The organism is Pantoea sp. MHSD4 (genome assembly GCF_021043305.1).
GTDB classification, from domain to species: Bacteria; Pseudomonadota; Gammaproteobacteria; order Enterobacterales; family Enterobacteriaceae; genus Pantoea; species Pantoea eucalypti.
In genome coordinates this window covers 1-15812 of record NZ_JAJNDH010000002.1, presented here as the reverse complement: position 1 = coordinate 15812, position 15812 = coordinate 1, and the positions used below count along the sequence as shown (strand labels likewise).

The following is a 15812-nucleotide window of genomic DNA, read 5'->3' as shown; positions in this document are numbered from 1 at the left end:
GAATCCGTCCTCAGGCGCCGAGGTTGGCGGGCAGCGGCGCTTTGAGCCACTCTTCTGACAGTTTATTCAGAGTGCCATCTTTGATGCCCTGCTCAATCAGCGCATTGACTTTCGCTTTCAGCGCAGGCTCATCTTTCTTCAGGCCGATAAAGCAGGGTGAATCTTTCAGCATAAACTGCGCGACAGGCGCTTTAGCCGGATTCTGGCGTGCAATCGCGGCGACCACCAGGTTACCGGTGGCGACATATTGCACCTGACCGGAGAGATAGGCAGACAACGTGGTGTTGTTATCTTCATAGCGTTTTATCTGCGCATCTTTCGGCGCAACGTCGCTGAGCACCATGTCTTCTACCGCACCGCGCGTGACGCCAATCGACTTGCCGCTCAGCGCCGACGCCGCTTTGATCTCATCACCTTTCGGACCAAATACGCCCAGGAAGAACGGCGCATAGGCACGTGTAAAGTCGATCACTTTCTCACGCTCGGCATTTTTACCCATGCTGGAGATAACCAGATCGACCTTGTCAGTTTGCAGATAAGGCACGCGGTTGGCACTGCTGACCGGCACCAGCTGCAACTTAAGTTTCATCTGCTTTGCCAGATATTTCGCCGTGTCGATGTCATACCCCTGCGGCTGAAGGTCAGTGCCGACCGAGCCAAAGGGTGGGAAATCCTGCGGCACAGCGACGCGGATGACACCGCGCTTCTGGATGTCCTGCAGTTGATCGGCCAGCGCACTTCCCGCCTGAGCCATCAGTAATGCTGCAGCTGCTACCGCCATTAAAACTTTTTTCATTATGCACCCCGGTGAGATTAACGTGAAACAAAAGATTCTTTGACATGCAATCTGCAACTAATGTGCCAATCCGGGCGGCAACAAAAAAAGGGTTAAGCGGCAGAGAGTTCAGCAGAATGCGGGCGTAATCGGAGCGACTACGCCGGGGAAGCGGCGTTCTGAAATGGGGCAAAGCACCAAAACGGTGCCTGCTAACGGTGCTCCAGTTCGTCGAACTGCTGATAAAGGTCAGCGATCTGATGAATCCGCTGACGTCCCTGAGCCAGCATTTCATGCAGCAGGGCATTGGCGATCAGGTTAACCAGACTCATGGCGGCACTGTAACTGTCGAAGGCGGAGACGCTGTCCAGCGGCGTACAGAGTTGCCAGCGCGCCAGCGCAATCACCGTCTGCGCCTGCGGCTCACACAGCGCCAGCAGCGGGATACCGGCTGCCTGCAACTGCTGCATCAGCGGGCGAATGATGCGTGGACGACGACGAAAGGCCATCACGATGACCATGTCGTCCGGTGTGATATCCACCAGCTCCTCTGCCAGCGTCTGGCCCGGCTGCGGCAGAATATGCACCTGTGAACGCGCCTGCACCAGTTGCTGGCGCAGGTGCAGCGCCACCGGGTAGGCATTGCGCATACCGATGATAAAGACGCGTTTTGCCTGCGACAGCTGCTGAATAACCTCGTTAAAGTGCTGTGCATCCAGGCTGTTAACCCACTGCGTCAGATTCGCCATCTCCTGCTTATAGTGGCGTGCCAGCAAGGTATTGCCCTGCACGGCATCACGATTATCTGTCAGCGGCATGCCGCTCTGACGCAGGATGCGTAACTCATCGCGCATATCCTTGTACTTTTCGTAGCCCAGTCGCTTAAACAGCCTGCTGACCGTGGCTTTCGACACACCACTGAGCCGCGCCAGCTCGGCGCTGTTGTAGCTGATCAGGTCATCGAAATGGTCAAACACGAAGTCAGCAATGCGCTGTTCCTGTGGCGAGAGCTGGGGATAGTGACTTCTGAGTCGTTCATCAAGCTGTTGCATAAGGCGTCCTGTAACTTTTGTTTCAGCACTTTTGTTTAGCAAAACCTAGCACAATTTACGCCAGGTTAACCGGCGCATTGTCATCGCAGGGTGAAAACTGGAACAGCTCTTGCTTTGTTATGCGTACTGTCACCCGAAGAATGAGAAAACGATGATTCAAAGCAATATGGCCCCGCAGGGGATGGCGGTGACGCCGCACCATCTGGCGAGTGAAAGCGCACTCGCGGTACTGCGTGATGGCGGTAATGCCATTGAAGCGATGGTGGCCGCCGCCGCAACTATCGCGGTGGTCTATCCACACATGAATGGACTGGGCGGCGACGGTTTCTGGCTGATTCTGCCGCCCGGTGGTGATCCTGTCGCTATCGACGCCAGCGGCGCAGCAGGTTCACTGGCTCACCGCGATTTTTACGCCGATCACCCGAAAATTCCACATCGCGGACCGAAAGCGGCGCTGACCGTAGCCGGTACAGTCAGTGGCTGGCAGGAGGCACTGATGCTCTCTAAGGAGATGGGCACCCCGCCGCTGCCGCTGGCTCGTCTGCTGCGTGATGCCATTCGCTACGCCGCCGACGGCATTCCGGTGACCGCTTCACAGAGCGCCGCCACCGCGACGTTTCGCAGTGAGTTGCAGCATCAGCCCGGCTTCAGCGCCACGTTTATGCCTGACGGCGAGGTGCCGCAGCCCGGCAGCCGTTTTACCCAGCCCGCACTGGCGAACACCCTGAGTCAGCTCACCGAAGAGGGACTCGACAGTTTTTATCGCGGCCCGCTGGCTCATCATCTGGCCGACGAGATGGCGACACTGGGCATGCCGGTGACGCTGAACGATCTGCAGCAGCATCGCGCCCGCCGCACAACGCCACTGCACCTCGCACACAGTGAAGGCGACATCTGGAATATCGCCCCGCCGACGCAGGGCATGGTGTCGCTGGCCATCCTCGGCATCACCGACCGGCTGGCGATGGCGGAGGCTGATGACGCGCAGACGGTGCACCGCATCGTTGAAGCCACCAAGAAAGCCTTTGCGCTGCGGGACAAACACATCACCGATCCGCGTCACGTTACCGAAGATCTGCAGGCGCTGCTGGATAGCGATCACCTTGCCACACTCGCCAGCCAAATCACCGATGGTGAGGCGGCAGCCTGGGGGAGCGGACGCGGCCCGGGCGATACCGTCTGGATGGGCGTGATGGACAGCAGCGGTCTGGCGGTCTCCTTTATTCAAAGCATCTATCACGAGTTTGGCAGTGGTGTGGTGCTGCCCGGCACCGGTATTACCTGGCAGAACCGTGGCGCGGCGTTTAGCCTGGATCCTGACCACTTACTCGCCCTTGCGCCCGGCAAGCAGCCGTTTCATACCCTGAATCCCGCCGCTGCACGCCTGAAAGATGGCCGGACAATGGTGTATGGCGCCATGGGCGGAGATGGACAGCCGCAGACCCAGGCGGCGATTTTTACCCGCCATGTCATTCAGGGCCTGCCGTTACAGCAGGCGGTCAGTGCGCCGCGCTGGCTGCTGGGCCGGACCTGGGGTCAATCGTCCGACTCACTGAAACTGGAAGGCCGTTTTGACGACGAAACGGTATTGATGCTGCGTCTGTGGGGACATGAGGTGGAGCTGCTGCCGGACTTCAGTGAATCCGTTGGCCATGCGGGCGCCATCGTGCGTCACAGCAACGGCATGTTTGAGGGCGCAAGCGATCCGCGCAGTAACGGCAGCGCTGCCGGTTTTTAACAGGAGCGAATCATGAATCAACACGACTGGGCCAGCTACATCGGCCATATGGAGCAGATACTGCAACTGGAACTGGATGACGCCCGCTGCGCTGAACTGCTGATCCAGCTGTCGCGTATCGCGGAGATGGCGGCACCGCTGATGGCGTTTCCGCTGGACGATCGGCTGGAAGTGGCAGGAGTATACCAGGCATGAGATTAGGTGATGTTTCGATTCAGAGCCTGCAGCGGGCGATCCAGCAGGGTGAGATCAGCGCGGTGGAGGTAGCGAAGAGCACGCTGCAGGCCGTTGAGCAGCATAATCCGGCGCTGAATGCCTGGACGGAAGTGACCGGGCCGCGCATGTTAAAAGAGGCCAGCGCGATTGATGCGCAGCGGCAGCGCGGCGAAACCCTGCCACCGCTGGCGGGCATCCCGTATGCGGTGAAAAACCTGTTTGATGTGGCGGGTCACAGCACACTGGCCGGTGCCAGCCTGTTCCGCGATCGCCCTGCGGCCCAGGCAGATGCGTTTGCCGTGGAGAAACTGCGTCACGCGGGCGCACTGCTGTCGGGCATGCTGAACATGGATGCCTATGCCTATGGTTTTACCACCGAAAACAGCCACTATGGTGCGACGCACAATCCGCGCGATCTGAGCCGCGTGGCGGGCGGCTCTTCAGGCGGTTCAGCCGCCGCCGTGGCCGCCGGGCTGGTCCACTTTTCACTGGGCACCGACACCAACGGCTCGATTCGGGTGCCCGCGTCGCTGTGCGGTATTTTTGGTCTTAAGCCAACTTTTGGTCGTCTGTCACGCAGCGGCAGCCATCCGTTTGTCGCCAGCCTTGATCACATCGGCCCACTGGCGCGCCGGGTTGAGGACCTGGCACTGGTGTATGACCTGTTGCAGGGTGCAGACCACGCTGACGCGTTTCAGGCTGACCGTCCACTGGCCGAGACGCTGCCAGGGCTGTCACAGGGCAGCGAAGGATTGCGCTGTGGCGTACTGGGTGGTTTTTTTGCCCGCTGGTGCGATGAGGATGCCCGCGCGGCCGTCGCGGCAGTTGCAGCCGCGCTTGAGGCTCAGGAAGAGGTGCTGATGCCGGAGGCGGAGCTGGCCCGCTCGGCGGCGTTTATCATGACCGCCGCCGAGGGCGGCAATCACTATTTGCCTGCCCTGCGCCAGATGCCGGAGCAGTTTGAACCGAACTCACGTGAGCGTCTGCTGGCCGGTGCCATGATGCCTGGTGCCTGGTATGTGCAGGCACAGCGTTTCCGTCGCCATTTTCAGCAGCAGGTGTTACCGCTGTTTGATCGGTTCGATGTGCTGATCGCCCCAGCGACGCCCTGCAGCGCGATTACTATCGGTCAGCAAACCCTGACGATTCAGGGTGAGTCGCTGCCCGCCAAGGCGAGCATGGGAATGCTGACGCAGCCGATCTCCTTCCTGGGATTGCCGGTCTGTACCGTGCCGCTGGCGACCCGAAGTGGCCTGCCGATTGGATTACAGCTTATCGCCCGTCCGTTTAATGAAGAGGCAGTACTACGCGCCGCCTGGGCACTGGAACAACAGGGCATTACGATGCCGCAAATGAATATGGCAGGAGCGTGATGAACAGAGAGATTAATTTACCGCAGGTGCTCACCGAGGTAACGGCGCAGTTTTATCGCTACGAGCAGGCGCTGGTCAGCAATGACGTGGAAGAACTGGATGCGCTCTTCTGGCATGACCCGCGAACCGTGCGTCTTGGGGCGGGTGAGAATCTGTATGGCATTGATGAAATTCGGGCCTTCCGTGCCGCGCGTCCTTCAGCCGGTCTGAACCGGACGCTACGGAACACCGTGATTACGACTTTTGGCGAGGATTATGCGGTCTGCAGCACCGAATTTACCCGCCCTGGTAGCGATAAGATTGGTCGTCAGCAGCAGACCTGGGTACGAATGCCCCACGGCTGGTGCATCGTGGCGGCGCAGGTCAGTCTGATGAGCTGACGGCATCCGGCGCTGCTCCCGTTCAGAACGGGGCAAGCGCCGGAACTGGCTTAAGGTGCCGGGTGAGTTGCGATCCAGTGGTCAGCAATCTGCTGGCGGGTACAGATCCAGACGTCGTCGTGCTGCTGGATGTGATCGAGGAAGTTCTGCAACGCGCGGAATTTGCCAGGGCGACCCAGCAGGCGGCAATGCATGCCGACCGACATCATCTTCGGCGCCGTCTCTCCCTCTTCATACAGCACATCGAAGGTGTCGCGCAGATAGGTGAAGAACTGTTCGGCGGTGTTAAACCCCTGCGGCGAGGCAAAGCGCATATCGTTGCACTCAAGGGTGTAAGGAATAACCAGGTGCGGTTTTACCGTGCCATCCTGGCAGGTAACCTGCGTCCAGAACGGCAGATCATCGCCGTAGTAGTCACTGTCGTAGCTGAACCCACCCTGCTCCACCACCAGCCGACGGGTGTTCGGGCTGTCGCGCCCGGTGTACCAGCCTGTTGGCGCTTTCCCAAACAGATCCACCAGCACATCCACTGCCTGCTGCATATGCTGACGTTCAGTTTTTGCATCCATGCCCTGATAGTGGATCCAGCGCCAGCCGTGGCTGACCACATCGTAGTCCGCCTGTTTAATCGCCTCGACAATTTCCGGATGACGCGCCAGCGCCATCGCCACACCAAACACGGTTAGCGGCAGACCACGTTTCTGAAATTCATTGTGGATGCGCCAGAAGCCGGCGCGGGAGCCGTACTCATACAGCGACTCCATCGACATGTGACGATCGGTATAGCTGGCTGCACCGATGATGTCGGAGAGGAACTGCTCTGAGCCCGCATCGCCATGCAGCACACTGTTTTCTGCACCCTCTTCGTAATTCAGGACAAACTGCACTGCCACACGGGCGTTATTGGGCCAGGCGGCGTGCGGCGGATTGGCGCCATAACCGATTAAATCGCGCGGATAGTTTTTGTTAAAGCTGTACTCTTTCTTCTCTGCAGCGTCAGTCATTACTCCACCTGTTTTGATTCGGGAAAGTTCCGTTAGTTTAGATGTTGAAACGCACCTGAGAGAGGTTTCTGCAAAGGCCAGGCCAGATCGCCATGTTTGCTGGTGCCAAAACCAAGCGCCACCAGCGACTCGACCATTTTCACCGCTGCGCTGACGCCATCAATCACCGGCAGGCCCAGCTCCTGGGTCAGCGAAGCCGCCAGCGTCGCCATTCCGCCACAACCCAGCACAATCGCCCCGCTGCCATCTTCCCGTTTCGCCTGAATACAGCGCTGCCGCACTTTTTCCTGCGCCAGACCGCTGCCATCCTCCAGCGCCAGTACCGGCAGATCGATGGCATGCAGCGCGGCACAGTGATGGGTAAAACCATACTGCTGCAACAGATGACGCGCAATCACCAGCGTGCGCGGCAGCGTGGTGACAATGGAGAAACGTGTCGCCAGCAGCGTGGCGGTGTGCATCGCCGCCTCCGCAATGCCGATTACCGGCCCGCTGGCCAGCTCGCGTGCGGCCAGTAAACCCGGATCGCCGAAGCAGGCAATGACATGTCCGCTGACACCCTGCTCCCTGCCCAGCTTGATCTGCTCCAGCACGCCGATGGCGGCGATCGCCTCATCGAAGTGCCCTTCAATGGAGGGCACGCCCTGCGACGGCGAAACCGCCAGAATTTCGGTGCCCGGCGCGGCGACCGCACGCGCGGCCTGAGCGATAGTTTCGGTCATCGCCAGACTGGTGTTGGGATTAATGACCTGAATCAGACTCATGAAGCGACTCCAGAGACTGAGGCAAACAGTCGGGAGAAATCGGGCAGGGTTTCTCCGCTGCGCTCAAAGTGCAGGCTGGAAACGATGTGCTCAAAGTGATGCTGAAGCGCGAGAGTCAGCGGTTCCAGCGCACGAGCGCGCAGTAACGCCAGAAGATTTGCGTGATCGTCACAGCGACAGCCGCGCTGCCAGGGCGCGCCCCAGGCGGCAATTACCAGTGAGGAGCGCTGAGTCAGGCTGGTCACCATGCCGGTGAGCACCTGATTACCGGAGATCGCCTGTAGCTGAATATGAAACGCGGCGGAAAGCCGGATGGCTGCCGGACCATCATGATCGGCGTGCGCCTGGTTTTCCTGTGCAATGAGCTGCTCCAGTGCCGCCAGATGCGGAGGCTGCAGATGCGCCAGTACCGCAGGCAGATTGACGCACTCCATTAAACTGCGGGTTGAGAAGATGTCACGTGCCTCTTCAACGCCGGGTGTCGCCACCTGCGCACCACGTTTGGGCGTCAGGGTGACCATCTGCACCGCCGCGAGGCGCTGCAGCACTTTGCGGATGCCGGTGCGACTCACCCCAAAGACCGCGGAAAGTGCCTCTTCCGGCAATTTACTGCCCGGCGGCAGCTGGTGCTCAACAATAGCGTTCATCAACGCCTGGTAAATCCCTTCATCTTTGTCCTGCAGATGAGTGGCGTCTCGCTGGCCTGTTTTACTCGTCATTACCTGCTCCGGTCGCTCGCTGTGTGCCACTATCGTATACGTGAAAAATAAATATTGTATACAAGAAAACAGATCTGGCCTGAATCCTGCAATGCCGTCTTACCAGATTATTCATTCCACTTTCAGGTACAGGAGCAGGTTTCATGCCAAAACAATCAACGGTGGCCAGCGCGGCCTCTGAAGCCAGTGCACGTTACAGCCCACGGCTTTGTAACGAAGACCTGGCACCGACTCGCAATCAGAACTGGTCGTGGTACAACATCTTCTCTTTCTGGATGTCCGATGTGCACAGCATGGGCGGCTATGTGGTAGCCGCCAGTTTCTTCACGCTGGGATTAGCCAGCTGGCAGGTGCTGCTCTGCCTGCTGGCCGGGATTTGCATCGTGCAAATCTGTGCCAACCTGGTGGCGAAACCGAGCCAGATGGCGGGTGTCCCTTATGCGGTGATCTGTCGTCAGGCGTTTGGCGTGTTTGGTGCCAATATTCCGGCGGTGATTCGCGGGCTGATCGCGTTCGCCTGGTATGGCATTCAGACCTATCTGGCGGCGAATGCACTGATGCTGGTGCTGCTGAAGTTTGCGCCGTCGCTGACATCAATGACCGTGCCACACTGGCTGGGCCTGTCGCTGCTGGGCTGGTGCTGTTTCGGCATTATGTGGTTACTGCAGGCGATGGTGTTCTGGCACGGCATGAACGCCATTAAGCGGTTTATTGATGTCGCTGGACCGGCGGTCTATGTGGTGATGGTGGCACTGGCGGGCTGGATTGTATACAAGACCGGTTTCGATGGCATCTCCTTTACCCTCGCCAGCAAATCGCTGACCGCAGGCGAACAGACCTGGCAGATGATTACGGCCACGGCGCTGGTGGTCTCTTACTTCTCCGGGCCGCTGTTAAACTTCGGTGATTTTTCACGCTACGGCAAGAATATGTCCGAGATTCGTCGCGGCAACCGCTGGGGCCTGCCGTTTAACTTCCTGCTGTTCTCAGTGGTGACGGTGGTGATTGTCTCGGGCACCCAGTCGCTGTTTGGCAAAATGATTACCGATCCCATCGAAACCGTAAGCATGGTCGGCAACGATCTGGCGGTCGCGATTGGTCTGCTGACCATGATTACCGCCACTATCGGCATCAACATCGTGGCGAACTTCGTTTCACCCGCGTTTGACTTCTCGAACTGTTCCCCACAGAAAATCAGCTTCCGCACCGGTGGGATGATCGCCGCCGTTGGTTCAGTGCTGTTAACGCCGTGGAACCTGTTCCAGTCGCCTGAGCTGATTCACTACACACTGGATGTGCTGGGATCCTTTATCGGGCCGCTGTTCGGGATTCTGTTAACCGATTTCTATCTGATTAAGCGTGGCCGTATCTCAGTCGACGATCTGTTTAATGACACGCCATCTGGTCGTTACTGGTATCGCGGTGGCTTTAACCCCAAAGCAATTGGCGCGCTGCTGCCGTCGGTAGCGATTTGCCTGGTGATTAGTTTTATCCCTTCCCTGCATCAGGTGGCGAACTTCAGCTGGTTCATTGGTGCTGGTCTGGCGGCGGGCTGCTATCGCTTTATCGCCCGTGAAGATCGTGAAGCTGAAGATGTGACCCGCGCGCATGGCGAGGTAGTGGCGCAGAAGAACCAGGCCGTCGCTGAATAGCAGACAGCAAAAAGCCGATTCATTTCTGAATCGGCTTTTTTAAAGAGATTGGCGGAACGGACGGGGCTCGAACCCGCGACCCCCTGCGTGACAGGCAGGTATTCTAACCAACTGAACTACCGCTCCGCGCTTTGTTCCCCGTCGAGAACGAGGCGCATAGTAATGGCAGGTTGTTACGGCGTCAACGCTTTTTCCAGGTGAATAAATCGTTTGCTGTTTTTTTCAGCTTGGCGTTGATTTTATCCACAAAAACAGGCCATTCAGCCACGCCACAGACAGCTGCCACCCTTTTTCATCACCAGATCCAGACGGGACTCATGGGCAACCACTTCCTCTTCGCTGGCCGTGACCACGCGCAGTGCAGAGGCGGGACGGACGATGCGCTGAATGCTCTCTCCCTGCGCCTCACGGGCACTTTCACTTTCCGATAAGAACGAGAGCGACGTCTGACCACCGGTCATGGTCAGGAAGACTTCCGCCAGAATCTCGGCATCGAGCAGTGCGCCGTGCAGAGTACGCTTGGTGTTGTCTATTTCATAACGCGAGCAGAGCGCATCAAGGCTGTTACGCTTGCCGGGAAACATACGACGCGCCAGCGCCAGGCTATCGGTAATTTTGCAGAAGGTTTCGGTTTTCTCAATGCCACGGTTCAGCTTTGAGAACTCGTAGTCCATAAAGCCGATATCAAACGGTGCGTTGTGAATGACTAATTCAGCACCGCGAATGTAGTCGAGAAACTCATCAGCGATTTCGCTGAACGCGGGCTTGTCGGCAAGAAATTCATCTGCAATCCCATGGACACCAAAGGCTTCAGGATCGACCAGCCGATCGGGCTTGAGATACATATGAAAATTGTTGCCGGTCAGGCGACGGTTAATCACCTCCACCGCACCAATCTCAATGATGCGGTGCCCCTCATAATGTACCCCGATCATGTTCATGCCGGTGGTTTCAGTATCGAGAACGATCTGGCGGTTATTTGCAGTGCTCATAAGACCCGTTTTATGTCAGACTTAGCGTTTTTGAGAGGAAGTCTACCAGAGATGCGCAAACAGGTAGAAATATTCACCGATGGATCCTGCCTCGGAAATCCCGGTCCCGGCGGTTATGGTGCGATTTTACGCTACGGTCAGCATGAAAAGACGTTCAGCGCGGGCTATCACCTTACCACCAATAACCGGATGGAGTTGATGGCGGCGATTGTTTCGCTTGAAGCGTTGACTCAACCCTGCGATGTGGTGCTCAGCACCGACAGTCAGTATGTGCGCCAGGGAATCACCAGCTGGATTCATAACTGGAAAAAGCGTGGCTGGAAAACCGCCGATAAAAAGCCAGTAAAGAATGTCGATCTCTGGCAGCGTCTCGACTTAGCACTCAGCACCCACAAAATTCAGTGGGAGTGGGTTAAAGGGCATGCCGGACATCCGGAAAATGAACGCTGCGACGTGCTGGCCCGCACTGCAGCTGAAAACCCTGCCTTTGAAGATATCGGTTATAAAGCCGAGTCCTGATCCTCTGCCTTGCGGAACTGACGCGTCGCGTTGACCGTCTGGCGGATCTTGCTGGTACTCAGGCTCTTCTTTGCCCGTGTCGGCAGCAGCGGGAAGGTGCGTTTACGTGCCACCACAATATTCAGGCAGCCCAGCGCCGGTAAGTGGGCGCTGATCAGTTTCCCGCCCTGTCGATGCCACGGCAGCACCTGAAACCGGGTGCGATAAACCACTTCATAATTCAGCAGCCCCAGCCAGTCGAGCAACCGCATCTGGCTGAACATCCGTCCGCTCCACGGCGCCTTGCGAGTTAATCCCGGCACCATTTTGCTCACGCCAAGCAGGCTGAAGGGATTAAAACCGCTGATGATCATCCAGCCATCATCGATTAACACCCTGTCCACTTCGCGCAATACCCGATGAGGATCCTGGCTCCAGGCGAGCGTATGGGCCATCAGACAGGCATCCACCGACTTCGACTCAAACGGCAACTGCATCGGGTCGGCCAGTACCTGCAACTGCTCACCTTTACTGCCCACATTGACCTGATGTGAAATAGCACAATTTTCTGTGTTGATTTCTGCGCTGAGATTGCCAAGCTTAAGCATATGAAAGCCATATAGCTTTCCGAGGTAAGGCTGAAGCTGCTGCGTTAACGCGTCGCGGAAATACTCTCCCCACGGCATATCGCGCCATGACAGCGGAGCGTTCAGAATCTGGCGTGATTTAGCGGGCTTCATGCTTTACGCTCTTCCTTTTACTACGACCTGCGAGAGGTGATGATGAATCTTACCAGTATTCCTGCGTTGCAGGACAACTACATCTGGGCACTGACGGATGATCAAGGTAAATGCCTGATTGTCGATCCCGGCGAAGCCCAACCGGTGTTAGAAAAAATGGCGTCCAACGGCTGGGAGCCGGTCGCCATCCTGCTGACTCACCACCATAACGATCATACCGGTGGAGTGAAAACCCTGTGTGAGCATTTCCCGCAACTGGAGGTGTACGGCCCTCAGGAAACCGAGGCCAAAGGAGCCAGAACGATCGTCAGCGAAGGGGATAAAGTCACGGTTCTGGGGCTGACTTTCGACGTGATTCATACCCCTGGTCACACTTTAGGACATATCTCATATTACAGCGCCCCTTATCTTTTCTGCGGAGACACCCTCTTTTCAGGTGGCTGTGGACGCCTTTTTGAGGGCACAGCAGAGCAAATGTATGATTCGTTTCAAAAGCTTAATCAGCTACCAGGAGAAACCTTAGTCTGTTGCGCGCATGAATATACTTTATCCAATTTGAAGTTTGCTGCGGCTATTCTGCCTCATGACCCGCAAATAATGGCCGAATATCAGAAAATTAAGGACTTACGCGCTGAAAATGGCATTAGTCTGCCTGTAAAACTGGCGCACGAACGGTCAATTAATTTATTTCTCCGTTCGCAAGACGTTGATTTACAACGCGCTTTAAACGTTAATGTTTCTGATGAACCGCTATGGCATACATTTGCTGTTCTACGCGAGAAGAAAGACGCTTTTTGATTTTTCGGGTTGTGTTGTGAAAAGTCGTCACGTATAGTTGCTCGTCTTTTAAGCGAACTATTGACACACATATGAAGGCTAAAGCGATATTACTCGCCTCAGTCTTGCTGGTGGGATGTCAGGCGTCCAGGAACGATGCCAATATTCCCGAACAGCATGCACAGAGTCTGTCTTCAGCTGGTCAAGGTGAAAATGGAAAGTACGGAGACGAGTTTTTGTCGCCGCGATGGCAGGAAGATGGAACTGGCCTCGCAGCAGACGCAGATCTCTGGAGTTTCATTAGTGACGAGTTGAAGATGGGGATTCCGGAAAACCCGGCAATCCGCGAACAAAAAAGAAAATTTTTAAAAAATAAGAGCTATCTCCACGATGTAACATTACGGGCAGAGCCGTACATGTACTGGATAGTCGAGCAGATACAGAAACGTAAAATGCCGATGGAACTGGTACTGCTACCCATAGTGGAGAGCGCTTTTGACCCCCGGGCAACGTCATCCGCCAATGCCGCTGGCATCTGGCAGATTGTTGCAGCTACGGGTCGAAACTATGGTTTGAAACAAAACCAGTATTACGATGGGCGACGTGATGTGGTCGCATCCACGAAAGTTGCGCTGGATATGATGCAGCGTCTTAACACTATGTTTGACGGTGACTGGTTATTAACCATCGCCGCCTATAACAGTGGTGAAGGACGTGTGCTTAAAGCGATTAAGCAGAACAAGGCGCGCGGTAAGCCGACTGACTTCTGGCATTTATCGCTGCCACGCGAAACAACCGTGTATGTGCCTAAAATGTTAGCTCTGAGTGAACTGCTCAAAAATAACAAGCGTTACGGTATCAAACTGCCGACACCTAATGAAAGTCGTGCTCTGGCGCGAGTGGAAGTGGGTCAGCAGATACAGCTGACGCAGGCTGCCGAAATGGCAGGTATGTCGCTCACGAAACTGAAGAGCTTCAATACCGGCTACAAAGGCGGTGCAACAGCGCCAAACGGCCCGCACTATATTATGGTGCCGAAGTCGAACGTCGCTAAACTGCGTAACTCACTGGCTTCCGGTGACATCGCAGCAGTACAGCCGACGCAGCTTGCAAAAGCCAGCGCGAGTGGCGGGTATAAAGTGCGACGTGGGGATACGCTTTCTGGTATCGCCGCTAAACTTGGCGTCAGCGTCTCGACACTGAAGCAGGAAAACAACCTGCGCGGTGCTGATATCCGACCGGGTCAGACTCTGACTATCGGTTCGAATGGCACCCGACTGGCTGATAACGGCAACAGCATCACCTACCGTGTTCGCAAGGGTGATTCTCTTGACAGTATTGCCCGTCATCACGGCGTCAATATTAAAGACGTGATGCGCTGGAACAGTGTGCTGGACAATGCGAAAGATATTCAACCCGGCGATAACTTAACGCTGTTTGTGAATAATAACGCAACCCCTGATACCTGATACGTTGAAAAGGCTGACAATTGTCAGCCTTTTTCTTTTATGCATCTGCCGCCGTCTACGCATTCCCCTCCCCTTCCCTTGCCTTCTGCTGGCAGCCTTAATGTCTCTTACTCACGTCCTGAACTGAACTCCACCAGTAGCGGATTATGGTCGGACGCGCGCGTGACCAGTACGGATGCTTCGCTCACTCTGAGATCGCGATAGAAGACGAAATCCAGCGGGCGGCCAAACGCTTTACGACGATGGTCGGCAGTAAACATGACTTCTTCCAGTTTCATCCGCTGTGCAAACCGGTAGAGCGCATTGATGCGCTGACGGCTCCATGCATTAAAATCACCGGCCATAATTACCGGTCCCTGGTGGTGCATAATCTGCTCACCAATAGGTCCCAGCTGTTTACTGTAAACGTCCACACCGAGGCTGAAGTTAACCGCATGGATGTTGACGACCATCAGCATATCACCGGCCGGCAGAGGGTAAGCCGTGACCAGTGCCGATTTTGACAGCCTCAGCAGAGGTTCTCGCTCACGTAACGGACAACAATAGACCGGGTGCGCAGAGGCAAGTGTCATCACTCCAGAGGGGTGCTGAGGCAGCACAAAGGCGGGCACCTGATCGGCAGCCAGATAGTTACTGGTCGCAAACTCCACCAGTTCAGGTGTGGTCTGCGCCTCCTGCAGTAATACAAGATGTGCATCCTTACCAAATCCTTCCAGTACTGACATCCAATCCGCGCGTTGCTGCTTAAAGATGTTCCATACCAGGACCTTGAGATTTGGATGCGCAGGCAACGGGGCGCCGGGAGGCAGTGCCTGACCGAGATGGAGCATCGCGCCAGGTGGAAAGATCTGTTCCACTGGTTGTCCTGCTACATATCGCATTGCATAAGTTTTTTTGCGCACTTTCCCGCCTGGCTGATGATTCAAAAATACAGTTAACACCTGTCTGTTATAGGGATTCTAGACCGGGGTTTCAATGGATGCAGGTGAATGTCGGAATTCATCACGCATTTCCAGCATAAAGCAGCCCTTTTTCGCTCGCTAAGCAAATCGAGGCAGATCGGGAGGCGACATTGTCTTTGTCATCATTGAGCCCTGACAGTGGGCAGACAATTAATCAGCTCTGTCTTTGGGTAAGGATATTAGCCGTCTTTCGGACTTTATGATCGATTGTGAAGTGGCGGAGGGAGCACCGTTGCAGTCACTACGTCTGCCGGTCGGGATGCGCCTTAATGCGGTTGACTGCTACGACACTGGGGTGAGCCAGCCTGTGTGCGGGCTTTTATCGTTTTCTTACTGAGTGGACAGCTGAGCAGCGACAGCGTATGTGAACGCTTAAGAGGCTGGCATTGTCGGCGTTTAACCGAACACATTCGTAATGGTGGAATCGACAACGGGATTATTGCTTTATGTTCAGATTATCAGCTGTCGTTAACATGATCCTGCAGATCGATGGGAATCAGTGCGCGAACTTCCCGGGCTGATTTAGCTGCAATGGAAAAAGCCCTGACCGTTAAGTCAGGGCTTTCCAATTAAGTGGCGGAACGGACGGGGCTCGAACCCGCGACCCCCTGCGTGACAGGCAGGTATTCTAACCAACTGAACTACCGCTCCACCGATTCTTTCACGGTTCTCAGCAACCGGCTGAGAGCCGTCTGTTCCTG

Annotated in this window: 16 protein-coding genes and 2 tRNA genes; 8 read left to right on the top strand and 10 right to left on the bottom strand. The window is 56.1% G+C overall.

What is annotated here, in order from left to right; genetic code table 11:
- Positions 1–10: 10 nt before the first annotated feature.
- Both LQK91_RS06830 and hpxU read right to left on the bottom strand, forming a co-directional pair.
- Positions 11–796, bottom strand: a complete 786-nt coding sequence (locus tag LQK91_RS06830; RefSeq protein WP_003852569.1) for a transporter substrate-binding domain-containing protein — start codon at positions 794–796, stop codon at positions 11–13.
- Between the two features lie 191 nt (positions 797–987).
- Positions 988–1827 (bottom strand): MurR/RpiR family transcriptional regulator HpxU, encoded by an 840-nt coding sequence (gene hpxU, locus LQK91_RS06825; RefSeq protein ID WP_003852567.1) that lies wholly within the window; start codon positions 1825–1827, stop codon positions 988–990.
- 151 nt (positions 1828–1978) lie between these two features.
- Between hpxU and LQK91_RS06820 the strand changes: the two genes are divergently transcribed.
- The 4 genes from LQK91_RS06820 to hpxZ are packed head-to-tail and all read left to right on the top strand — an operon-like array spanning position 1979 to position 5534.
- Positions 1979–3565 carry a gamma-glutamyltransferase family protein gene (locus LQK91_RS06820; RefSeq protein ID WP_105099463.1) on the top strand — a complete coding sequence of 529 codons (1587 nt, stop codon included), beginning with the start codon at positions 1979–1981 and terminating at the stop codon, positions 3563–3565.
- Positions 3566–3577: 12 nt separating this feature from the next.
- Positions 3578–3760, top strand: coding sequence for an oxalurate catabolism protein HpxX (gene hpxX / locus LQK91_RS06815; protein ID WP_105099464.1), 183 nt, complete (start codon positions 3578–3580; stop codon positions 3758–3760).
- Positions 3757–5154 carry an AtzE family amidohydrolase gene (locus LQK91_RS06810; protein ID WP_105099465.1) on the top strand — a complete coding sequence of 466 codons (1398 nt, stop codon included), beginning with the start codon at positions 3757–3759 and terminating at the stop codon, positions 5152–5154. Before hpxX ends, LQK91_RS06810 begins: the two co-directional genes overlap by 4 nt.
- A complete protein-coding gene (hpxZ, locus tag LQK91_RS06805; RefSeq protein ID WP_003852558.1) occupies positions 5154–5534 on the top strand; it encodes an oxalurate catabolism protein HpxZ in 381 nt (126 codons plus the stop codon). Before LQK91_RS06810 ends, hpxZ begins: the two co-directional genes overlap by 1 nt.
- A 50-nt stretch (positions 5535–5584) precedes the next feature.
- On the opposite strand, the gene puuE is transcribed toward hpxZ, so the two are convergent.
- From puuE to LQK91_RS06790, 3 genes are read right to left on the bottom strand one after another with little or no spacing between them, the layout of a single operon-like run.
- Positions 5585–6538, bottom strand: coding sequence for an allantoinase PuuE (gene puuE / locus LQK91_RS06800; protein ID WP_039658999.1), 954 nt, complete (start codon positions 6536–6538; stop codon positions 5585–5587).
- A 32-nt stretch (positions 6539–6570) separates the two neighbouring features.
- Positions 6571–7302, bottom strand: a complete 732-nt coding sequence (hpxA, locus tag LQK91_RS06795) for an allantoin racemase (RefSeq protein WP_003852554.1) — start codon at positions 7300–7302, stop codon at positions 6571–6573.
- Positions 7299–8021 carry a GntR family transcriptional regulator gene (locus LQK91_RS06790; protein WP_105099466.1) on the bottom strand — a complete coding sequence of 241 codons (723 nt, stop codon included), beginning with the start codon at positions 8019–8021 and terminating at the stop codon, positions 7299–7301. The genes hpxA and LQK91_RS06790 overlap by 4 nt, the downstream gene beginning before the upstream one ends.
- A gap of 143 nt (positions 8022–8164) precedes the next feature.
- On the opposite strand from LQK91_RS06790, the gene LQK91_RS06785 reads away from it, so the two are divergent.
- Positions 8165–9673: an NCS1 family nucleobase:cation symporter-1 gene (locus LQK91_RS06785; RefSeq protein ID WP_003852551.1), complete on the top strand. Its 1509-nt coding sequence runs from the start codon at positions 8165–8167 to the stop codon at positions 9671–9673.
- A gap of 49 nt (positions 9674–9722) precedes the next feature.
- Here the strand turns inward: LQK91_RS06785 and LQK91_RS06780 are convergent.
- Together LQK91_RS06780 and dnaQ are read right to left on the bottom strand one after the other, a co-directional pair.
- Positions 9723–9799 (bottom strand) — tRNA-Asp (locus LQK91_RS06780).
- Positions 9800–9933: 134 nt separating this feature from the next.
- Positions 9934–10665, bottom strand: a complete 732-nt coding sequence (dnaQ, locus tag LQK91_RS06775) for a DNA polymerase III subunit epsilon (RefSeq protein WP_003852550.1) — start codon at positions 10663–10665, stop codon at positions 9934–9936.
- A gap of 51 nt (positions 10666–10716) precedes the next feature.
- Here dnaQ and rnhA point away from each other — a divergent pair, with 51 nt between their 5' ends.
- Entirely contained in the window at positions 10717–11184 is a 468-nt protein-coding gene (gene rnhA / locus LQK91_RS06770) for a ribonuclease HI (RefSeq protein WP_003852549.1), read from the top strand.
- Here the strand turns inward: rnhA and LQK91_RS06765 are convergent.
- A complete protein-coding gene (locus tag LQK91_RS06765) occupies positions 11166–11903 on the bottom strand; it encodes a class I SAM-dependent methyltransferase (protein ID WP_003852547.1) in 738 nt (245 codons plus the stop codon). The two genes, rnhA and LQK91_RS06765, sit on opposite strands and share 19 nt — an antisense overlap.
- A 42-nt stretch (positions 11904–11945) precedes the next feature.
- On the opposite strand from LQK91_RS06765, the gene gloB reads away from it, so the two are divergent.
- Together gloB and mltD are read left to right on the top strand one after the other, a co-directional pair.
- Positions 11946–12701 (top strand): hydroxyacylglutathione hydrolase, encoded by a 756-nt coding sequence (gloB, locus tag LQK91_RS06760; RefSeq protein WP_003852545.1) that lies wholly within the window; start codon positions 11946–11948, stop codon positions 12699–12701.
- 71 nt (positions 12702–12772) lie between these two features.
- Positions 12773–14149: a murein transglycosylase D gene (gene mltD, locus LQK91_RS06755; RefSeq protein ID WP_033742950.1), complete on the top strand. Its 1377-nt coding sequence runs from the start codon at positions 12773–12775 to the stop codon at positions 14147–14149.
- A gap of 107 nt (positions 14150–14256) precedes the next feature.
- On the opposite strand, the gene LQK91_RS06750 is transcribed toward mltD, so the two are convergent.
- Complete coding sequence (locus LQK91_RS06750) at positions 14257–15051, bottom strand: endonuclease/exonuclease/phosphatase family protein (protein ID WP_105099467.1); 795 nt, start codon at positions 15049–15051, stop codon at positions 14257–14259.
- A 634-nt stretch (positions 15052–15685) separates the two neighbouring features.
- Positions 15686–15762 (bottom strand) — tRNA-Asp (locus LQK91_RS06745).
- Positions 15763–15812: the final 50 nt, after the last annotated feature.